Source organism: Cryobacterium sp. SO2, assembly GCF_026151165.2.
Classification (GTDB): Bacteria; Actinomycetota; Actinomycetes; order Actinomycetales; family Microbacteriaceae; genus Cryobacterium.
The window spans coordinates 1968706-1987320 of record NZ_CP117849.1; the positions used below are offsets into that span (position 1 = coordinate 1968706).

General features: G+C 66.5%; 16 protein-coding genes. 7 read left to right on the forward strand and 9 right to left on the reverse strand.

What is annotated here, in order from left to right:
• Positions 1-80: 80 nt before the first annotated feature.
• Entirely contained in the window at positions 81-806 is a 726-nt protein-coding gene (locus BJQ94_RS09065; protein WP_265401088.1) for an SDR family NAD(P)-dependent oxidoreductase, read from the reverse strand.
• A 32-nt stretch (positions 807-838) separates the two neighbouring features.
• Entirely contained in the window at positions 839-3328 is a 2490-nt protein-coding gene (locus tag BJQ94_RS09070; RefSeq protein ID WP_265401087.1) for a DNA topoisomerase IV subunit A, read from the reverse strand.
• A gap of 110 nt (positions 3329-3438) precedes the next feature.
• Between BJQ94_RS09070 and BJQ94_RS09075 the strand changes: the two genes are divergently transcribed.
• Complete coding sequence (locus tag BJQ94_RS09075; protein ID WP_265401086.1) at positions 3439-4575, forward strand: alkaline phosphatase family protein; 1137 nt, start codon at positions 3439-3441, stop codon at positions 4573-4575.
• A 73-nt stretch (positions 4576-4648) separates the two neighbouring features.
• Here the strand turns inward: BJQ94_RS09075 and BJQ94_RS09080 are convergent, their stop codons facing one another.
• The gene (locus BJQ94_RS09080) at positions 4649-5245 is read right to left on the reverse strand and encodes a DUF3043 domain-containing protein (protein ID WP_265401085.1); all 597 of its coding nucleotides are present in this window, start codon (positions 5243-5245) and stop codon (positions 4649-4651) included.
• Positions 5246-5284: 39 nt separating this feature from the next.
• Between BJQ94_RS09080 and BJQ94_RS09085 the strand changes: the two genes are divergently transcribed.
• The 5 genes from BJQ94_RS09085 to BJQ94_RS09105 all read left to right on the forward strand — a co-directional run bounded on the left by BJQ94_RS09085 (position 5285) and on the right by BJQ94_RS09105 (position 10524).
• Positions 5285-6721, forward strand: a complete 1437-nt coding sequence (locus BJQ94_RS09085; RefSeq protein WP_265401084.1) for a dipeptidase — start codon at positions 5285-5287, stop codon at positions 6719-6721.
• A gap of 145 nt (positions 6722-6866) precedes the next feature.
• Positions 6867-7223 carry an iron-sulfur cluster insertion protein ErpA gene (erpA, locus tag BJQ94_RS09090; protein ID WP_265401083.1) on the forward strand — a complete coding sequence of 119 codons (357 nt, stop codon included), beginning with the start codon at positions 6867-6869 and terminating at the stop codon, positions 7221-7223.
• A 250-nt stretch (positions 7224-7473) separates the two neighbouring features.
• A complete protein-coding gene (coxB, locus tag BJQ94_RS09095; protein WP_265401082.1) occupies positions 7474-8361 on the forward strand; it encodes a cytochrome c oxidase subunit II in 888 nt (295 codons plus the stop codon).
• Between the two features lie 3 nt (positions 8362-8364).
• Positions 8365-10101, forward strand: a complete 1737-nt coding sequence (gene ctaD / locus BJQ94_RS09100) for a cytochrome c oxidase subunit I (RefSeq protein ID WP_265401081.1) — start codon at positions 8365-8367, stop codon at positions 10099-10101.
• Complete coding sequence (locus tag BJQ94_RS09105; RefSeq protein WP_265401080.1) at positions 10102-10524, forward strand: cytochrome c oxidase subunit 4; 423 nt, start codon at positions 10102-10104, stop codon at positions 10522-10524.
• A 70-nt stretch (positions 10525-10594) separates the two neighbouring features.
• On the opposite strand, the gene BJQ94_RS09110 is transcribed toward BJQ94_RS09105, so the two are convergent.
• The 5 genes from BJQ94_RS09110 to BJQ94_RS09130 all read right to left on the reverse strand — a co-directional run bounded on the left by BJQ94_RS09110 (position 10595) and on the right by BJQ94_RS09130 (position 15813).
• Positions 10595-11455 carry a hypothetical protein gene (locus tag BJQ94_RS09110; protein ID WP_265401079.1) on the reverse strand — a complete coding sequence of 287 codons (861 nt, stop codon included), beginning with the start codon at positions 11453-11455 and terminating at the stop codon, positions 10595-10597.
• A gap of 73 nt (positions 11456-11528) precedes the next feature.
• Positions 11529-13127 (reverse strand): ubiquinol-cytochrome c reductase cytochrome b subunit, encoded by a 1599-nt coding sequence (locus BJQ94_RS09115; protein WP_265401078.1) that lies wholly within the window; start codon positions 13125-13127, stop codon positions 11529-11531.
• Positions 13128-13141: 14 nt separating this feature from the next.
• Complete coding sequence (locus tag BJQ94_RS09120) at positions 13142-14215, reverse strand: Rieske 2Fe-2S domain-containing protein (protein ID WP_265401077.1); 1074 nt, start codon at positions 14213-14215, stop codon at positions 13142-13144.
• Between the two features lie 92 nt (positions 14216-14307).
• Entirely contained in the window at positions 14308-15120 is an 813-nt protein-coding gene (locus BJQ94_RS09125; RefSeq protein WP_265401076.1) for a cytochrome c, read from the reverse strand.
• A 24-nt stretch (positions 15121-15144) separates the two neighbouring features.
• Complete coding sequence (locus BJQ94_RS09130; RefSeq protein ID WP_265401075.1) at positions 15145-15813, reverse strand: heme-copper oxidase subunit III; 669 nt, start codon at positions 15811-15813, stop codon at positions 15145-15147.
• A 115-nt stretch (positions 15814-15928) separates the two neighbouring features.
• On the opposite strand from BJQ94_RS09130, the gene trpD reads away from it, so the two are divergent.
• Positions 15929-16981: an anthranilate phosphoribosyltransferase gene (gene trpD / locus BJQ94_RS09135; RefSeq protein ID WP_265401074.1), complete on the forward strand. Its 1053-nt coding sequence runs from the start codon at positions 15929-15931 to the stop codon at positions 16979-16981.
• 26 nt (positions 16982-17007) lie between these two features.
• Here the strand turns inward: trpD and glpK are convergent, their stop codons facing one another.
• Positions 17008-18522: a glycerol kinase GlpK gene (gene glpK, locus BJQ94_RS09140; RefSeq protein ID WP_265401073.1), complete on the reverse strand. Its 1515-nt coding sequence runs from the start codon at positions 18520-18522 to the stop codon at positions 17008-17010.
• Positions 18523-18615 lie beyond the last annotated feature (93 nt).

Sequence of the window (18615 nt, forward strand, 5' to 3'; positions counted from 1 at the left end):
CCCCACCACAACTGTTCCTCGTCCGGACAATTGCGCCCGGTGTGCCGGCAACATTTGTCCGGACGGGGACCAGTTGCCCGCTAGACCGGAGCGGCGGGAGCGAACGCGGTGCTGGGCAGGTCGCGTTCGCCGTCGACGATGGCGTGCACGATCCGGGCGGCCACCTGGGTGGGGTCGAGTCCGGCGGGCAGGCGCGGGGCGGTTCCGGCCAATGGATGCGTCGAGAGCGCCGTCTCGGTGTGGCCGGGTCTCGCGTCGATGAGCCGGATGCCGGCCCGCCGCACTTCGCGGCCGGCGGCCGACACGAAGGCCGCCAAGCCGGCCTTCGACGCCGAATAGGCGGCGAGGTTGGCCGTTGGGCTCTCGCTCACCACCCCGCTGAGGGTGAGCAGGAACGGCGACCGGCCGGCGGCGGCCGAGCGGGCGAGCGCGTCGTGGGCCGCCTGGAACAGCAGGATCGGCGCGCTGGTGTTCACCGTGAACAGCTCGGCGACGGCCTGCGGGCTCAGGGATGCGGCCGGCCCGAACGCGACGACCCCTGCGGCCACCACGATTCCGTCGAGTTGACCAGTCACGGTGATCGCCACGTCAACGAGGCGCCGGATTGCGGCAGGGTCGGTGAGGTCGGCCGCGACGATGGCGCCCGGCAGGTTGAGCGCCGCGACGGCCTGGGGGTCGCGCGCGCTGAGCACAAGCGTCGCGCCGGCGTCGGCCAGTTGCCGGGCGATCTCGCGACCGAGCCCGCCGGTCGCGCCGACGACGAGGATCGTTGAGCCGTGCAGTTCGGAGCCGTGCAGTTCAGCCATGCCTCACCCTACTGCGGTCAGCTCGGCTCAGCTCAGCCGATGCCGGAGCCGATCGACCCGATCACGGCGTCGAGCATGGTGCCGGAGGCATCCCGGCGCGCACCGGACTCCGGAAGCGTTCGCGGCGAACCTTCGATCCCCAGCGCGCGCGCCGGAGCGGCGCCGACCCAGGCGAGACTGAGGATGTCCTCGCCCTTGAGGAAGCGGTGCGAGCGAACCCCGCCCGTTGCCCGCCCCTTGGCTGGGTACTCGGTGAAGGCCGAGACCTTGGCGCTGCCCGGGTCGGTTCCCGGCAGGGTCTGGCTGCTCGCGGCAATGGTCGCCACAACCGCATCCTCGGCGTCTGCGGCCGGAATACTGCCGAAGAAGATGACCCGGGTGTCCGGGGCCAGCTTGATGCCGGCCATGCCGCCGGCCGTGCGTCCCTGCGGCCGCACCGCGGCGGCGGAGAAGCGCAGCAGCTGCGCGTCGGACGCGACGAACACCAGTTCGTCGTCCTCCGCACCCTGTACGGCGCCCACGACCTCGTCGCCGGACTTGAGCGCGATGATCTCGAAATCGGGCTTGTTCGCCCAATCGTTCGGGGTGACCCGCTTGACGATGCCCTGACGGGTGCCGAGCGCGATGGCCCGCTCACCCTCGAGCGCCACCAGGGCGAGCACGGTCTCGCCGCCGCTGCCGAGCGACAGGTAGTCGCGCACCCGCACACCGGCGGCCAGCTGGATCGAGGTCGGCGGCATGACCGGCAGGTCGACGGGGGAGAAGCGAATGAGCCTGCCGCGGGAGGTGACGGCCCCGATCTCGGTGCGGCTCGAGGTGTCGAGGGCCGAGAGCACGGCGTCGTGCTTGCTGCGCCGGTGCGCGGGGGTGATGCGCTCGGCCTGGTCGTCGCCGGCCTGGGGCAGGTCGACCCTGGCAATCCGGCCCGTCGTGCTCAGGTGCACCCTGGTGGGGGAGTCGGTCACCTCGAGCACGGCCGCGGTGCGCCGAGCGGATGCGCCGGCGATGCTCGGCCGCGCCTCGGTCAGCAGGGTGCGGCGCGGGGTGCCGAACCGGTCCGAGACCGCGGCGAGCTCGTCGGAGACCAGGGTACGGATGGCCTGCTTGCTGCCCAGCAGGGCCTCAAGCTCACGGATCTCGACGAGCAGCTGGTCGCGCTCGGTCTCGAGCTCGATCCGGGAGAACCGGGTGAGCCGGCGCAACCTGAGCTCGAGGATGTACTCCGCCTGCACCTGGCTGAGGTCGAACACGTCGATGAGGCGCACCCGGGCCTGTTCGGTGTCGTCGCTGGCCCGGATCACCTGGATGACCTCGTCGATGTCGAGGATCGCGATGAGCAGACCCTCGACCAGGTGCAGCCGTTCGCGGCGGCGAGCGAGCCTGTAGGCGGAGCGCCGGGTGACGACCTGGACCCTGTGGTTGACGTATACCTGGAGGAGTTCGACCAGACCCAGGGTCTGCGGGCCACCGTTGACGAGCGCGACGGCGTTGATGTTGAAGGAGTCCTCGAGCGGGGTCACCCGGTACAACTGCTCCAGCACGGCCTCGGGGCTGAATCCGGTCTTGATGCCGATCACGAGCCGCAGCCCCTTGGTGCGGTCGGTGAGGTCGGTGACGTCGGAGATCCCGCTGAGCTTTTTGGAGTTGACGCCGTCCTTGATCTTCTCGATCACCCGTTCGGGGCCGACCAGATACGGCAGCTCGGTGACGACCAGTCCCGCCTTGCGGGCGGTGATGGCCTCCACCGACACCTTGGCGCGGGTCTTGAAGCTGCCCCGGCCGGTGAGGTAGGCGTCCTTGATGCCGGCCAGGCCCACGATGGTGCCTCCGGTGGGGAGGTCCGGCCCCGGCACGAATTCCATCAGCTCGTCGAGGGTGGCGCCCGGGTGGGCGAGCAGGTGCCTGGCTGCGCCGATCACCTCGACGAGGTTGTGCGGCGCCATGTTGGTGGCCATGCCCACGGCGATGCCGCTGGCCCCGTTGACCAGCAGATTGGGGTACGCGGCCGGCAGCACATCGGGCTGGGTGAGCTGGTTGTCGTAGTTGGGCACGAAATCCACGACGTCTTCGTCGAGGTGTTCGGTCATCGACAGCGCGGGGGCCGCCAGACGCGCCTCGGTGTACCGGGGCGCCGCGGGGCCGTCGTCGAGCGAACCGAAGTTGCCGTGGCCGTCGATCAGCGGCACCCGGAGGGTGAAGGCCTGGGCCATCCGCACCATGGCGTCGTAGATCGCCGTGTCGCCGTGCGGGTGCAGCTTGCCCATGACCTCGCCGACGACACGCGCCGACTTCACGTGCCCGCGGTCGGGCCGCAGGCCCATCTCGCTCATCTGGTACAGGATGCGGCGCTGCACGGGCTTCAGGCCGTCCCTGGCATCCGGCAGCGCACGCGAATAGATCACCGAATAGGCGTATTCGAGGAACGATCCCTGCATCTCCGTGGACACATCGACGTCCTCGATGCGTTCCGTGGATGCGGCGGGCCCGGTGGTGTCTGACACTGTCTTGTCTGAGCGGCTCATTCGTAGATTCTGCTGTGTGATGCCTGCCGGCGAAACCGGTGGCACCAGGCTGATGCGCACGGACCTGCGCGTAGGAAACGTGGGGCCGGGTCTATGTCAGACTGGGCCAGATGCCCCCTATGTTACCGGTCCGGCCCTTCAGCGCCGTTCGCCTTGCCGACGTTCTGACAAGTTCGCTGGCGTCGCTTGAGGCCCAGCCCAACCCGCTCGGACTGAAGCCCGCGGCCAAGGCCGTTGTCGTGCTCGCCGACGGACTGGGCGTCAGCAGCCTGCGCGCCCGCGCTGGGCACGCCAGGTTCCTGTCCGGCCACCTGACCAAGGCGGATGCGGTCGACGGCGTCTTCCCGGCCACAACGGCCGCCGGGATCGCTTCTCTGACCACCGGTACCGCGCCGGGCACACACGGACTCGTCGGGTACAAGGTCCTGGACGCGGCGAACGACAGGGTCGTCAACCAGCTCACCGGCTGGGACGAGCAGATGGAGCCGCTCACCTGGCAGAACCAGCCGACGCTCTTCGAGACGGCCGCGGCCGCCGGCATCCCCAGCTTCGCCGTCGGACCCAAGCGGTTCGCCGGCTCGGGCTTCACTACCGCCGTGTTGCGCGGAGCGACCTACCTCCCGGCCGAGACCATGGGCGCGCGGTTCGCCGCGGCCCGGGAGGTCTTCGACACCGAGCCGCGGGCGCTGATCTACCTGTATGTTCCCGAGCTCGACATCAACGCGCACGCCCACGGCTGGGAATCCGGCCGGTGGCTGGCGCAGTTGGAGGGGCTCGACGCCGAGGCGGCCAGGTTCGCCGGCTCTTTGCGCCAGGACGAGGGCATGATCCTCACCGCCGACCACGGGGTCGTCGACGTGCCCGCAGCCAAGCAGGTGCTCTTCGACACCGTGCCGGACCTCGTCGCCGGCGTGCGCCACATCGGCGGTGACCCGCGTTGCCTGCAGCTGTACACGGAGCCCGGCGTGAACGCTGACGCCCTGGCCGAGGCTTGGCGGGCGGTCGAGGGGGAGCGGGCCTGGATCTTCACCAGGGCCGAGGCCGTGTCCGCCGGACTGTTCGGCGCCGTGCGCTCAGAGGCCCTCGACCGGATCGGCGACGTCATCGTCGCCGCACGCAAGCTCGTCGCCTACTACGACTCCCGTGAACCCAACCAGTCGGCGCGCAGCATGGTCGGCCAGCACGGTTCACTGACCGACGAGGAGTTGCGGGTTCCCGTCATCCGCCTCGGTGCCTACCGAAGGTAGTGGTCCCTCGACGACAACACCCCCGTGAGGTTCTCACGGGGGTGTTTCTTGATCTGGGTGTGACCGACCGGGCTCAGGCCGGGTAGTCCCCGCGCTTGACCTGCGGCTTGGGCAGGCGCATCACTCGCAACTGCAGGGCGCGCATGGCCGCGTACCAACGCACCTTCTCGGCACGGTCGGCGCCGAACTTGGCCTCGATCTTCTTGGTCAGGATGAACCCGAGAACGATGCAGTCGACGATGGCGACGAGGAAGAACGCCCAGAGGGCGAGGATGCCGTAGGTCTGCACTGACGGGTCGGGAAAGAAGGTGAGAAGAATCACCAGGAACATGACGGGGATCATGAATTCACCGACGTTGAAACGTGCGTCGATGTAGTCACGGGCAAACCGCTTCTGCGGTCCGCGTTCGCGCATCGGGAGGTACTTGTCCTCGCCGGCCGCCATTCCGATGCGGGCCTTCTCGCGGGACTCCGCCGACTTCGCGCGCGCCTGCTTGGCGGCGAGCTTCCGATCGTCCGGAACCAGCGGACGCTTGTTCGCTGCTTCCTGCACGCGGCGGCTCGGCGTCGGCTGGCCTTTGCCGGTCGGCGTTCCGGCCAGTCTGGCCTTGGTCTCGTCGACGGTTTCGATCGACGGTTCGGCGCCGGGATTCACAGGTTGCTTAGCCACATCAGTTCCTTGCAGTCAGGTTGCCTTAAGATTACTCGCATGACGGATACCGCGCAGACAGCCTCAGGAACCGCCCAGCAGGATGCGACGGGACCCCTCGATCCGGCTCTGCGGCACGCCGTCGAGAACGAACTGCCACGCACCATCGCCGACCTCTGCGCGCTCGTACGCATCCCTTCGGTCTCCTGGGCGGCGTTCGACCGTGAGCACGTGCGCTCCAGTGCAGAGGCCGTTGCCGCCCTCGTCCGGGACATCGGTGTGTTCGACTCTGTGACCGTGACCCAGGCCGGTATCCCTGGAACCGACGAGCTGGGCCAGCCCGCCGTCCTCGCCACCCGGGCGGCCAGGAACGGCCGTCCCACCGTGCTGCTGTACGCGCACCATGACGTGCAGCCCCCCGGGCGTGACGAGCACTGGGATTCGCCGCCCTTCGAGCCCACTGTTCGTGGGGACCGCCTCTATGGCCGAGGAGCCGCAGACGACAAGGCCGGGGTCATGGCCCACATCGCCGCGTTGCGCGGCCTCCTCGCCGCCACAGACGGCGACATCGACCTGGGCCTGGCCCTCTTCATCGAGGGAGAGGAAGAATTCGGCAGCCGCTCGTTCGCGACATTCCTCACCGAGAACCGCGACGCCTTACGCGCCGATGCGATCGTCGTGGCCGACTCCAACAACTGGGACGTCTCTACGCCGGCCATCACGATCGGGCTGCGGGGCAATGTCACCTTCCGCCTCACCGTGAGCACCCTGGCACATGCGTCGCACTCCGGGATGTTCGGCGGCGCGGTGCCCGATGCGATGATGGCGACCATCAAGCTGCTCGGCACGCTCTACGCCGCGGACGGGTCGGTGGCCGTCGACGGGCTCACGAGCCACGATGCACCGACCCCGCCCTACGAGGAGGCGGCGCTCCGTCAGGAGACCGGGCTGCTGGACGGAGTGTCCCCGATCGGGCACGGGTCGATCCTCAGCCGGATCTGGTCCCAGCCTGCCCTCACGGTCACGGGTATCGACGCGCCGACCGTGGCGAACGCGTCCAACACGCTCTCCCCGTCAGTCAGCGTCCAGATCAGCGTGCGCATCGCACCGGGCCAGTCCGCCCAGGAGGCTGCGGGGTTCATTGAGACCCACCTGCGCTCTCACGCGCCGTTCGGCGCCCACATCGAGATCGACGATCTCGACACGGGGGAGCCGTTCCTGGTGGACACCGGAGGCTGGGCCGTCGCCGAGACCCGACTGGCGATGACGTCCGCGTGGGGCGTCGAACCCGTCGACATCGGAGTGGGCGGGTCGATTCCGTTCATCGCCGACCTGGTGCGCGAATTTCCGGAGGCGCAGATCCTGGTGACCGGCGTCGAAGACCCGGACTCCCGAGCTCACAGCCCCAACGAATCTCTGCACCTCGGTGTCTTCAAGCGGGCCGTCCTGAGCGAGGCCTTCCTGCTCGGGCGCCTGAACGGACGCACCGGCCACTGAGCCTCGTGGCCTGTGGCGCCCAGGAATCATCTCCGTTTCCAGCCCACGTCCGGGCTCGCCGGATACACTAGAACCAGATTCGCCGGCCGGACCCCAGTAGATGGGACGCTCACCGAAGCGAAACCGGATAATACCGAGGAGCAGCATGACCGACACTATCGAAACCAGCACCACCGCCCACGGCGTCGGCCTCACCGATGTCGCCGCGCAAAAGGTGCGCAGCCTCCTCACGCAGGAGGGCCGCGAGGACCTGCGCCTGCGTGTCGCCGTGCAGCCCGGCGGCTGCTCAGGCCTCATCTACCAGCTCTACTTCGACGAGCGCACCCTCGACGGCGACGCCGTGATGGACTACGACGGGGTCGAGGTCGTCGTTGACAAGATGAGCGTCCCCTACCTCGAGGGCGCCTCCATCGACTTTGAGGACACCATCCAGAAGCAGGGCTTCACCATCGACAACCCGAACGCCGGCGGCAGCTGCGCCTGCGGGGATTCGTTCCACTGACATTGCGCGCGGGCGTTTAGCCCGGGCATTTCGCTCAGACAAGAAGGAGACCACCCATCGGGTGGTCTCCTTTTTTTGTGCGGAAAACAGCCCGGAACAGGCCCTTCGACCCTAGTGTGGCCTGCGCGACGCGGCGGATAATTGAGCCGGGCCTGTCGATCGTGCACTCAGTGGCGACCGGCGCGGAGTAGGCTAGAGATGATAAACGCACTTCCTGTGTAGTGCCCTCACGTCTCCCGAAAGGTCACCGGTGCTCAAAAACCGCCGTCTCCGATGGGCCGTCATTCCGGTCGCAGCAACGCTCGCCATTGTCCTGGCCGGATGCACCCAGGCTCAACTTCACGGGTACCTCCCCGGCTTCGAGGAGGGCGAGTCCCCGGTAACGAACAACACCGAGCGAGTGGCCGGTCTGTGGACCACCTCGTGGATCGTCTTGCTCATCGTCGGCCTCATCACCTGGGGCCTGACCATCTGGGCCGTTGTCGTCTACCGCCGCCGCAAGGGCCAGACCGGCCTCCCGGTGCAGTTGCGCTACAACATGCCGATCGAGATCTTCTACACGATCGTGCCGCTGATCCTGGTGCTGGGCTTCTTCGCCTTCACCGCGCGTGACCAGAACGCCATCGAGGCACGCTTCGACAAGCCGGACGTGCAGATCGAGGTCATCGGAAAGCAGTGGGCCTGGGACTTCAACTACGTCACTGACGACGTCTTCACCCAGGGCATCCAGGGCCAGCCGGACCTCGAGGGGGAGAAGGGCGCGCTCGTCGAGTCCGAGATCCCCACCCTCGTGCTGCCTGTCGGCAAGAAGATCGAGATCGCCCTCGAAGCCCGTGACGTCATCCACTCCTTCTGGGTCATCGACTTCCTCTACAAGAAGGACATGATCCCCGGCAAGACCAACTACATGTCCGTCATCCCCGAGCGGATCGGCACCTACGCCGGCAAGTGCGCCGAACTGTGCGGCGAGTACCACTCGCTGATGCTCTTCAACGTCGAGGTCGTCTCTGAGGCCGACTACGAAACGTACGTGGAGTCGCTCCGGGCAGCCGGCAACGACGGTCAGGTCTCCAACGAGTACGACCGCAACTCGAATCTCCCGGGCACCGACGCCCCGACGGCTGAGGAAGGCAACTAGACCATGAGCACAGCAACCGCTCCCGCCGCGACTCCAGCCGCAGCCCCGACCGCCCGGCCGACCGGCGTTGACCGCAAGGGCAACATCGTCGTGCGGTGGATCACCTCCACCGACCACAAGGTCATCGGGTACATGTACCTGATCACCTCGTTCGTCTACTTCTGCCTCGGCGGCGTCATGGCTCTCGTCATGCGCGCTCAACTGTTCGAGCCCGGCCTGCAGATCGTGCAGACCAAGGAGCAGTACAACCAGCTGTTCACCATGCACGGCACCATCATGCTGCTGATGTTCGCGACGCCACTGTTCTTCGGCTTCGCCAACGCGCTGATGCCGTTGCAGATCGGTGCCCCCGACGTCGCCTTCCCGCGGCTGAACGCGTTCTCTTTCTGGCTCTTCTTCTTCGGCAGCCTCATCGCCGTCGGAGGCTTCCTCACCCCGCAGGGAGCGGCATCCTTCGGCTGGTTCGCCTACCAACCGCTGGCGTCGACGACGTTCTCGCCCGGCATCGGCGGCAACCTCTGGATGGTCGGCCTGGGTCTGTCCGGTTTCGGCACGATCCTCGGTGGCGTGAACTTCATCACCACGATCATCACCATGCGCGCACCGGGCATGACCATGTTCCGGATGCCCATCTTCACCTGGAACACCCTGGTCACCTCGCTGCTGATCCTGATGGCCTTCCCCGTTCTCGCCGCGGCCATGCTCGCAGCCGCCAGCGACCGCATCTTCCTCTCGCACATCTACGATCCGGCCAACGGCGGTGCCATCCTGTGGCAGCACCTGTTCTGGTTCTTCGGCCACCCCGAGGTGTACATCATCGCGCTGCCGTTCTTCGGCATCGTCTCAGAGGTGTTCCCGGTCTTCAGCCGCAAGCCGATCTTCGGCTACAAGACCCTGATCTACGCGACCATCTCCATCGCGGCGCTGTCCGTGACGGTCTGGGCCCACCACATGTACGTCACCGGGTCGGTCCTGCTGCCGTTCTTCTCCCTCATGACCATGCTCATCGCGGTCCCGACCGGTGTGAAGATCTTCAACTGGATCGGCACCATGTGGCGCGGCTCGATCACGTTCGAAACGCCCATGCTCTGGGCGATCGGCTTCCTGATCACGTTCACCTTCGGTGGACTGACCGGCGTCATCCTGGCCTCCCCGCCGCTCGACTTCCACGTGTCCGACACCTACTTCGTGGTCGCGCACTTCCACTACGTGGTGTTCGGCACCGTCGTCTTCGCCATGTTCAGCGGGTTCTACTTCTGGTGGCCCAAGTGGACCGGCAAGATGCTCAACGAACGCCTGGGCAAGTGGCACTTCTGGCTTCTCTTCATCGGGTTCCACACCACCTTCCTGGTGCAGCACTGGCTGGGAGTGGTGGGCATGCCCCGCCGGTACGCCTCCTACCTGCCCGATGATGGTTTCACCTGGATGAACCAGGTGTCCACTGTGGGCTCGATGATCCTGGCCGTGTCGATGATCCCGTTCTTCTTGAACGTGTATGTCACGGCGCGCACCTCTCCGAAGGTCACCGTCAACGACCCGTGGGGTTACGGAGCCTCGCTCGAGTGGGCGACCTCGTGCCCGCCCCCGCGCCACAACTTCACGTCGATCCCCAGGATCCGCTCCGAGCGTCCTGCCTTCGACCTGAACCACCCAGAGGTCGGCATGGCCGTCGGTATCGGTCCGGCGAAGGACGCCCCGGACGCCCCGACGTACGACGCAGCATCGGATGAGGTCAAGTAGATGAAAGCCAATATCAACCTGTACTGGATCCTGGCGATCTTCTTCGCGCTCCTCACAGGCGTGTACGTGCTCTGGAGCCTCATCGATCCACTGCACGGCAGAATCGAGTGGGTCGGAACCTTCGGTATCGCCCTGAGCGGCGTGCTGGTGGCGTTCGTCGCCTTCTATCTGTCCAAGGTGCATCAGGCACAGGGCGGCGACCTCCCCGAGGACACCCTGGACGCGAACATCGACGACGGTGACCCCGAGATGGGCTTCTTCAGCCCGTGGAGCTGGTGGCCGATCATGCTCGCGGCCAGCGCAGCCCTGCTGTTCCTCGGCCTCGCCGCCGGCTTCTGGATCTCGTTCATCGCCGTGGGTATCGGCGTGATCAGCCTCGTTGGTTGGGTCTACGAGTACTACCGCGGACTGTTCGCCAGGTAGACAGCCCTGAACGGCCGAAAGGCGCCACTGACCTCGCGGTCGGTGGCGCCTTTTCCCGTTGCCGGGGCGTCTACTGTGCGGCGCGGCGGAAACCGAGGATCCGGAACGCCACCGTGACCTCGCTGCGTTCCTCCAGCGCTGCGGGCGAGTCCTGCGCCGTCGTCGGCTCCGACTCTGCCTGATGGTGGGAGGACGGACCCATGCCGATAAGCGCGGCCACATCCGCAGGGGCGAGCGACAGCACGGTGCTGAGGTCCTCAGTGCTCTCCAGCTCGAACAGACCGGCCAGGCTCGTGATCAGGTCTGCGGTCTTGTTGCCGTGCACGTCCAGGGCCAGGCCGGCAGCGCGCAACTCCTGCAGGTGGGTGGGGTGCGGCAGCACAACGGCCAGCAGGCCCCCCGATGCGAGGACGCGGTGGAACTCCGCTGGGTTTCGCGGTGCGAATACATTGATGACGACGTCGGCGGCGCCATCCCGGATCGGCAGCGGCGACCAGACATCGGCGACCAGTCCCACTGTTGAGACACCGGATGCGTCGGCTCCGGACCGCACGGTGCGTGCGACGGCAGCGGCGGAGAGGTCGACCGCGAGAGCGCGGAGCACGGGCTCGCCCGGGCGGCCCCGTGCTCCGGCCGCGCCGGCCGCGCCCAGGGCCACGAGGACGCCACGGAGGTAGTACCCGGTGCCGCAGCCGATATCGACCACGCGTTGCGCCTGTTCGGGCGCCACGAGGCCGCTGAGCGCGTCTCGGAGCCCGGCGTACCAGCCGTGCTCCAGGAACGTCTCGCGGGCGTCGAGCATGGCGGCGGAATCGCCGATGAGCTTGCGGGAACCCAGAACCAGCGACGCGAAGCCGCGTCGGTTCACGTCGAACCGGTGGCCGGTGGCGCAGGCCAGAACCGCACCATCCGCGGGGGAGAGGTCGGACAAACAATTCGGGCACCGAAGCCACTCAGACAGGGTCTGGAGTGGGTTCGGTGCCCGAACCGGCTCACCTGGGGTGCTAGTGGTGATCGCCGTGGCTCTCTTCGAGTTCCTTGCTGCCGACCGGTGCGATCCGGTCTTCGAAGAACCAGCGTGACAGCCCAGCGCGGATCCTCTGCACGGGCGAGATCTTGCCCTGCGCGTTGGGTGCGACGGTGAGCGGCTTGTAGTCCGTGTAGCTGACCAGTTTCCAGCGCTCGTACTCGTCGACGGGCTGGTGCACCTCGATGTACTCGCCACCGGGCAGACGCACGATCCGGCCGGACTCGTAGCCGTGCAGCACGATCTCGCGGTCCTTCTTCATGAGCGCGAGGCAGACGCGCTTGGTGATGAAGTAGGCGATGAACGGGCCGAGGATGACGACGGCCTGCAGGGTGTGGATGACACCCTCCATCGTGAGCTTGAAGTGCGTCGCGATGATGTCCGAGGACGCGGCTGCCCACAGTCCGGCGTAGAACGTGACACCGGCGGCTCCGATGGCGGTTCGGGTCGGAGCGTTGCGGGGTCGGTCCAGGATGTGGTGTTCGCGCTTGTCGCCGGTGACCCAGGCCTCCAGGAACGGGTAGAACAGCACCACGGCGATGAACAGGCCCAGGCCCACCAGGGGAATGAGGATGTTGAACGACCAGGTGTGGCCGAGCCAGACCATCTCGAGTCCCGGCGGGATCAGGCGGAGGGCTCCGTCGGCGAAGCCGATGTACCAGTCGGGTTGGGTGCCGGCGGATACGGGGGAGGGGTCGTACGGTCCGTAGTTCCAGATCGGGTTGATCGTGAAGAACGAGGCCAGCAGCATCACGACGCCGAAGACGATGAAGAAGAATCCACCGGCCTTCGCGGCGTAGACCGGCAGGACCGGGTAGCCGACGACGTTGTTGTTGGTGCGGCCCGCTCCGGGGTACTGCGTGTGCTTGTGCACCACGACGAAGAGCAGGTGCATGGCGATCAACGCGACGATGATGGCCGGCAGCAGCAGGATGTGCAGGGAGTAGAGCCGTCCGACGATGTCGGTGCCCGGGAACTCGCCGCCGAACAGCAGGAACGAGATCCAGGTGCCCACAACGGGGATGCCCTTGACCATGCCGTCGATGATGCGCAGTCCGTTACCGGAGAGCAGGTCGTCGGGGAGCGAGTATCCGGTGAAGCCCTCGGCCATCGCCAGGATGAACAGCACGAAGCCGATGACCCAGTTGAGCTCGCGCGGCTTGCGGAACGCGCCGGTGAAGTAGATACGCAGCATGTGCAGTCCGATGGACGCTACGAACAGCAGCGCCGCCCAGTGGTGTACCTGACGCATCAGGAGGCCACCGCGCACATCGAAGGAGATGTCGAGGGACGACGCCATGGCGACCGACATCTCGACGCCCTTGAGTGGCACGTAGGAGCCGTCGTAGTGCACCTCGGCCATCGACGCCTGGAAGAAGAACGTCAGGAACGAGCCGGACAGCAGGATGATGACGAAGCTGTACAGCGCGACCTCACCGAGCAGGAACGACCAGTGGTCGGGGAAGATCTTGCGACCCAACTCCTTGACCGCGGTGGAGATGCTCGTGCGCTCGTCGATGTAATTCGCCGCGGCGCCGGTGAAGCCGCCGGACTTCTTCGTGTCGGCGGATTTCATTTCGGTTGTTGTACTCACTGTCGCTCCCAGAAGCTCGGTCCGACGGGTTCAAGGAAATCGCTTTGCGCGATCAGGTAACCCTCAGCGTCCACCGCAATGGGCAGCTGGGGGAGGGGACGCTTGGCCGGTCCGAAGATGACCTTCGCGTGGTCGGCCACGTCGAACTGCGACTGGTGGCACGGGCACAGCAGGTGGTGGGTCTGCTGTTCGTAGAGGCCGACGGGGCATCCGACGTGGGTGCAGATCTTGGAGTACGCGACGATGCCGTCGTAGGACCAGCCGGCGCGCTCGGGGGACTGAATGAGGTCTTCCGGCTTCATCCTGACCAGGATGACGGCTGACTTCGCTTTTTCTTCGAGCTTGCCGTGTTCGAGGTCGGTCAGACCCTCGGGGATGATGGCGAACGACGACCCGAGGGTCACGTCGGAGGCCTTGATCGGGGTGCCGGAGGGGTCAAGGGCGAGCCTGGTGCCCTTCTTCCACAAGGTCTGCTTCAGCAGAGCGACGGGGTCCTGATCCTGCGGCGCGAGGCCGCGGAAGAGCACCACTGCCGGCAGGGGGAAGACCACGAGAGCGCCGATCAGGCTGTTGCGGATCAGGGTGCGGCGGCCGAAACCGGACTCGGTGTTGGCCTCCTGGAAGATCTCGACGGCGCGGGCGCGGGTCTCGTCGCTGCCGCGGACCGGGTGGCGCTCGTCAATGCCTTCTTCGTCGTGCATGAGCGCCTTGCCCCAGTGCACGGCTCCGATGCCGAGTGCGAGCAGGGCCAGGGCCAGGCCGATTCCGATGAAGAGGTTGTTCAGGCGGACCGAACCCGGGTCCTCCGGAACGATCGGGAAGATCATGTAGGCGGCGATCGCGAAGACGCTGCCGACGATCGAGAGGTAGAACAGCGTGTAGACGGTGCGCTCGGCGCGCTTCTCTGCACGCGGGTCGAGGTCCGTGATACGGGGCCGGTGCGGGGGGAAGCCCGGGTTGGCCACGGCGTCGCGGGTCACGACGGCGGTGCCTGCGGAGGCCGTACCGTGCTCGACGCTCGAGGAGTCGGCAGCGGTCAGGTCCTTTCCGCTGGTCTCATCGCTGGCCATTGTTCTCCTTCATGGGCGCTGCTGGTGCTGTCTGTGTTGATGCTGTCTGTGGTCGTGCTGTCTGTGTGCGTGGGGTCATGACCGAGTGCCGATCAGTTGGATTTCGCCGTGATCCACACGGTGAGGGCGACGATGGCGCCCAGACCGAAGATCCAGAGGAAGAGGCCTTCGGACACCGGTCCGAGGGATCCGAGAGCGAATCCACCCGGCGACGGGTTGTTCTCCACGTACTTGAGGTACGTGATGATGTCGCGCTTGTCCTCGGGCGAGATGTTCATGTCGTTGAACACGGGCATATTCTGCGGGCCGGTGATCATTGCCTCGTAGATGTGCTGGGGGGTGACGCCCTCCAGGGCGGGGGCGTACTTGCCCTCGGTGAGAGCACCGCCGGCACCGGCGACGTTGTGGCACATGGCGCAGTTGATGCGGAACAGCTCGGCACCCGCGGCGGCGTCGCCCTGGGCATCAAGCAGCTCGGCCGCAGGAACGGCGGGCCCAGGGGCGAGGGAAGCCACGTAGGCGGCGAGAGCCGCCGTCTGCTCTTCGGTGAACTGCACGGGCTTGACGATGGCCTGCGGGCCGTTGGCCTGCATGGGCATGCGTCCGGTGCCGACCTGGAAGTCGACGGAGGCTGCGCCGACGCCGATCAGGCTGGGGCCCGAGCCGGTTCCCTCGGCGCTGAGGCCGTGGCAGGTGGCGCAGTTGGCGGCGAAAAGCTTCTCGCCCTCGCTGACGGTCTGCTGCGAAGCGGTGTCGGTCGCCGCACTTGCCGTGCTGGTGCTGAACACCGCGTAGGCGCCGCCCGTGAAGAGCAGGCCGATGGCGATGAGGGCAACGCTCGCGAGCGGGCTGCGCCGGCCGGAACGGCGGGTCTTGCCGTTGGTAGGTTTCTGAGTCCTGGGCATGCTGAGTGTGTCCGCTCCTGCTTGTTATTTAAGAACGTAGATGACCAGGAAGAGCCCGATCCAGACGACGTCGACGAAGTGCCAGTAGTACGAAACCACGATGGCGCTGGTGGCTTCCTTGTGACCGAAGTTCTTGACCGCGAAACCACGGCCGATCACGAGAAGAAATGCGATCAGACCGCCGGTCACGTGGATGCCGTGGAAACCGGTGGTGAGGTAGAAGGCCGAACCGTAGGCGTTGGACGACAGGGTCACACCTTCGGAGACGAGCGTCGCGTACTCCATGACCTGACCGGAGACGAAGATGGCGCCCAGGGCGTAGGTAAGGAAGAACCACTCGACCATGCCCCACTGGCTCGGCTTCCAGCCGGTCGACCTGGCCTGCAGGCGCTCGGCCGCGAAGACGCCGAACTGGCACGTGATGGAAGAGGAGACCAGGATCAGCGTGTTCACCAATGCATAGGTGAAGTTGTGCTTCTCGGTCTCGAACTGCCAGAGTTCGGGGGAGGTGGAGCGCAGGGTGAAGTAGATGGCAAAGAGGCCAGCGAAGAACATGACCTCACTGCCCAGCCAGACAATGGTGCCAACCGCCACGCTGTTGGGCCTGTTCACTACGGGGAGGGTCGCCCGAGGAGTAATTGAGGTCGTCGTCACTCTTCCATTATGGCCGATTACTGCACAGGTTTTTCTCATCCTGAAGTGCCATACGTCCCTAATCCGAGGTTAGGCCACCCTAACTAGTGCCTGATGGGGGCGGAATTGCGGGGCGGAAGCGTCGTGGCACGGTGGAGATGATTAAGATCAGATCATGCTCGAAATCCAGTCCTGGCCCAATATTCTCGATGCCCTGCTCCGCGGGGACGACCTGAGCGTCGCCGATGCCGCGTGGTGCATGGAGCGCATCGTGCTGGGTGAGGCATCGCAGGCCCAGATCGCCGGGTTCCTCGTGGCGTTGCGCGCAAAAGGGGAGACCGTCGACGAAATCGTCGGCTTCCGCGACGCGATCCTCGACCACGCGGTGCCACTGAACGTGAACTCCATGGGGCTGGACATCGTGGGCACCGGGGGAGACCGGTTCGGCACCGTCAACGTGTCCACCATGGCCTCGATCGTCTGCGCCGCTGCGGGCGTGCCGGTGATCAAGCACGGCAACAAAGCGGCCAGTTCCGCATCGGGATCGTCGGATGTTCTCGCCGCGCTGGGGATCGATCTCACCCTGTCCGCCGACGTGGTCGCGTCGGTTCTGGATTCGACCGGCATCACCTTCGCGTTCGCGGCTGCCTTCCACCCCGGATTCCGGCATGCCGCCACTGTGCGCGCCGAGCTCGGGATCCCCACGGTGTTCAACTTCCTCGGGCCGCTGGTGAATCCCGCCCGGCCGGAGGCCTCCGCCGTGGGAGTCGCCAACCTCGACAGGGTTCCGTTGTTCGTGGGCGTCTTCCAGACCCGGGGCGCATCCGCTCTGGTCTTCAGGGGGGACGACGGCCTGGACGAACTCACGACGACGGGACACAGCCACGTCTGGGAAGTGTCCAGGGGCCTCGTGACCGAGCACGACATCGACCCGCGGGACCTGGGCATCCCACGGGCCACCATCGATCAGCTTGTAGGCGGATCACCCGCCCACAACGCGGAGGTCGTGCACACGGTCCTGGCGGGGGAGACCGGCCCGGTGCGCGACATCGTGCTGTTGAACGCCGCGGCGGGCTTGGTCGCCTACGACCTCGCCCACGATCCGGCCCAGTCCCAGGTGAGCATCCTGGACAGGTTCAGAGCGAAGCTGGCCGTGGCGGCAGAGGCCATCGACTCCGGGGCCGGAGCGGCCAAGCTGGCGCAGTGGGTACACGCGAGCCACGCTTGACCGCTCCCTCCTCGGTTCGCGCGGGGTTAGAGCACGTCCTCGTCGACCCAGCCGAAGGTCTTCGTGACGGCTTTCTTCCAGTTGCGTAGCTGACGGGCACTCTCTGCGTCGCTGAGCTGCGGCGTCCACCGGCTGTCTTCCTGCCAGTTGGAGCGCAGCTCGTCCAGAGTGCTCCAGAACCCGACGGCCAGTCCGGCCGCGTACGCAGCCCCCAACGCCGTCGTCTCCGCGACGACCGGGCGGATCACCGGAACACCGATGATATCCGCCTGGAACTGCATCAGGAGGTTGTTCTTGATCATGCCGCCGTCCACCTTGAGCTCGGTCAACGGCACCCCGGAGTCGGCGTTGACCGCATCGAGGACCTCGCGGGTCTGGAAAGCCGTGGCCTCCAGCGCCGCGCGGGCGATGTGGCCCCTGTTGACGAACCGGGTGAGGCCCACGAGCGCGCCGCGGGCATCCGAGCGCCAGTACGGCGCGAACAGGCCGCTGAACGCCGGCACGAAGTAGGCGCCGCCGTTGTCGTCGACTGTGGCAGCCAGCGTTTCGATCTCTTCGGACGAGGTGATCATGCCGAGGTTGTCCCGCAGCCACTGCACGAGAGCACCGGTGACCGCGATGGATCCCTCCAGGGCGTAGTGCGGTTCGGCGTCGCCGAGCTTGTAGCCCAGTGTCGTGAGCAGCCCGTTCTTGGAGTGGATGATCTCGGTGCCGGTGTTGAAGATCAGGAAGTTACCGGTGCCGTAGGTGTTCTTGGCCTCGCCCTGGTCGAACGCGGCCTGGCCGAAGGTGGCGGCCTGCTGGTCGCCGAGGATGCCGGCGATCGGCACCTCACGCAGCAGGCTGTGCTCGTTGACGGTGCCGTACACCTCGGAGGACGACCTGATCTCCGGCAACATCGACTTCGGAACCTTGAACACGGCCAAGATCTCGTCGTCCCAGGCCAGAGTCTCCAGGTCCATGAACAGGGTGCGGCTGGCGTTGGTGACGTCGGTGGCGTGCACGCCGCCCTCGAGACCGCCGGTGAGGTTCCAGAGCACCCAGGAGTCCGTGGTGCCGAACATCAGGTCGCCGGCGTCGGCCTTCTCCCTGGCACCCTCGACGTTCTCGAGGATCCAGACGATCTTGGTGCCGGAGAAATAGGTGGCCAGCGGCAAGCCGACCTTCTGCTTGAACCGCTCAACGCCGCCGTCGGCGGCCAACCTGTCCACGATCGGCTGGGTGCGGGTGTCCTGCCAGACGATGGCGTTGTACACGGGCTTGCCCGTGGTGCGGTCCCAGACCACGGCGGTCTCGCGCTGGTTGGTGATGCCGACGGCCGCGATGTCGTGCCGGGTGAGATTGGCCTTGGAGAGTGCCTGGCCGATCACCTCACGGGTGTTGTCCCAGATCTCCATCGGGTCGTGCTCGACCCAACCGGCACGGGGGAAGATCTGCTCGTGCTCGAGCTGACCGGTGGAGACTATGGAGCCGGAGTGATCGAAAATGATGGCGCGGGAGCTGGTGGTGCCCTGGTCGATGGCGAGTACATACTGAGCCATGGTGTACCTCCTTGTACGTTACGAACTGGCTTGGACAGAACTATAAGACGGTGTCGGGGATTCCGCACTGATGCCGGGCAGGGCAGCAGGCCG

Coding starts and splice junctions, on each gene's coding strand:
- BJQ94_RS09065 (WP_265401088.1), bottom strand. CDS start 806: ATGGCTGAACTGCACGGCTCCGAACTGCACGGCTCAACGATCCTCGTC.
- BJQ94_RS09070 (WP_265401087.1), bottom strand. CDS start 3,328: ATGAGCCGCTCAGACAAGACAGTGTCAGACACCACCGGGCCCGCCGCA.
- BJQ94_RS09075 (WP_265401086.1), top strand. CDS start 3,439: ATGCCCCCTATGTTACCGGTCCGGCCCTTCAGCGCCGTTCGCCTTGCC.
- BJQ94_RS09085 (WP_265401084.1), top strand. CDS start 5,285: ATGACGGATACCGCGCAGACAGCCTCAGGAACCGCCCAGCAGGATGCG.
- erpA (WP_265401083.1), top strand. CDS start 6,867: ATGACCGACACTATCGAAACCAGCACCACCGCCCACGGCGTCGGCCTC.
- ctaD (WP_265401081.1), top strand. CDS start 8,365: ATGAGCACAGCAACCGCTCCCGCCGCGACTCCAGCCGCAGCCCCGACC.
- BJQ94_RS09105 (WP_265401080.1), top strand. CDS start 10,102: ATGAAAGCCAATATCAACCTGTACTGGATCCTGGCGATCTTCTTCGCG.
- BJQ94_RS09115 (WP_265401078.1), bottom strand. CDS start 13,127: ATGAAATCCGCCGACACGAAGAAGTCCGGCGGCTTCACCGGCGCCGCG.
- BJQ94_RS09120 (WP_265401077.1), bottom strand. CDS start 14,215: ATGGCCAGCGATGAGACCAGCGGAAAGGACCTGACCGCTGCCGACTCC.
- BJQ94_RS09125 (WP_265401076.1), bottom strand. CDS start 15,120: ATGCCCAGGACTCAGAAACCTACCAACGGCAAGACCCGCCGTTCCGGC.
- BJQ94_RS09130 (WP_265401075.1), bottom strand. CDS start 15,813: ATGAGAAAAACCTGTGCAGTAATCGGCCATAATGGAAGAGTGACGACG.
- trpD (WP_265401074.1), top strand. CDS start 15,929: ATGCTCGAAATCCAGTCCTGGCCCAATATTCTCGATGCCCTGCTCCGC.
- glpK (WP_265401073.1), bottom strand. CDS start 18,522: ATGGCTCAGTATGTACTCGCCATCGACCAGGGCACCACCAGCTCCCGC.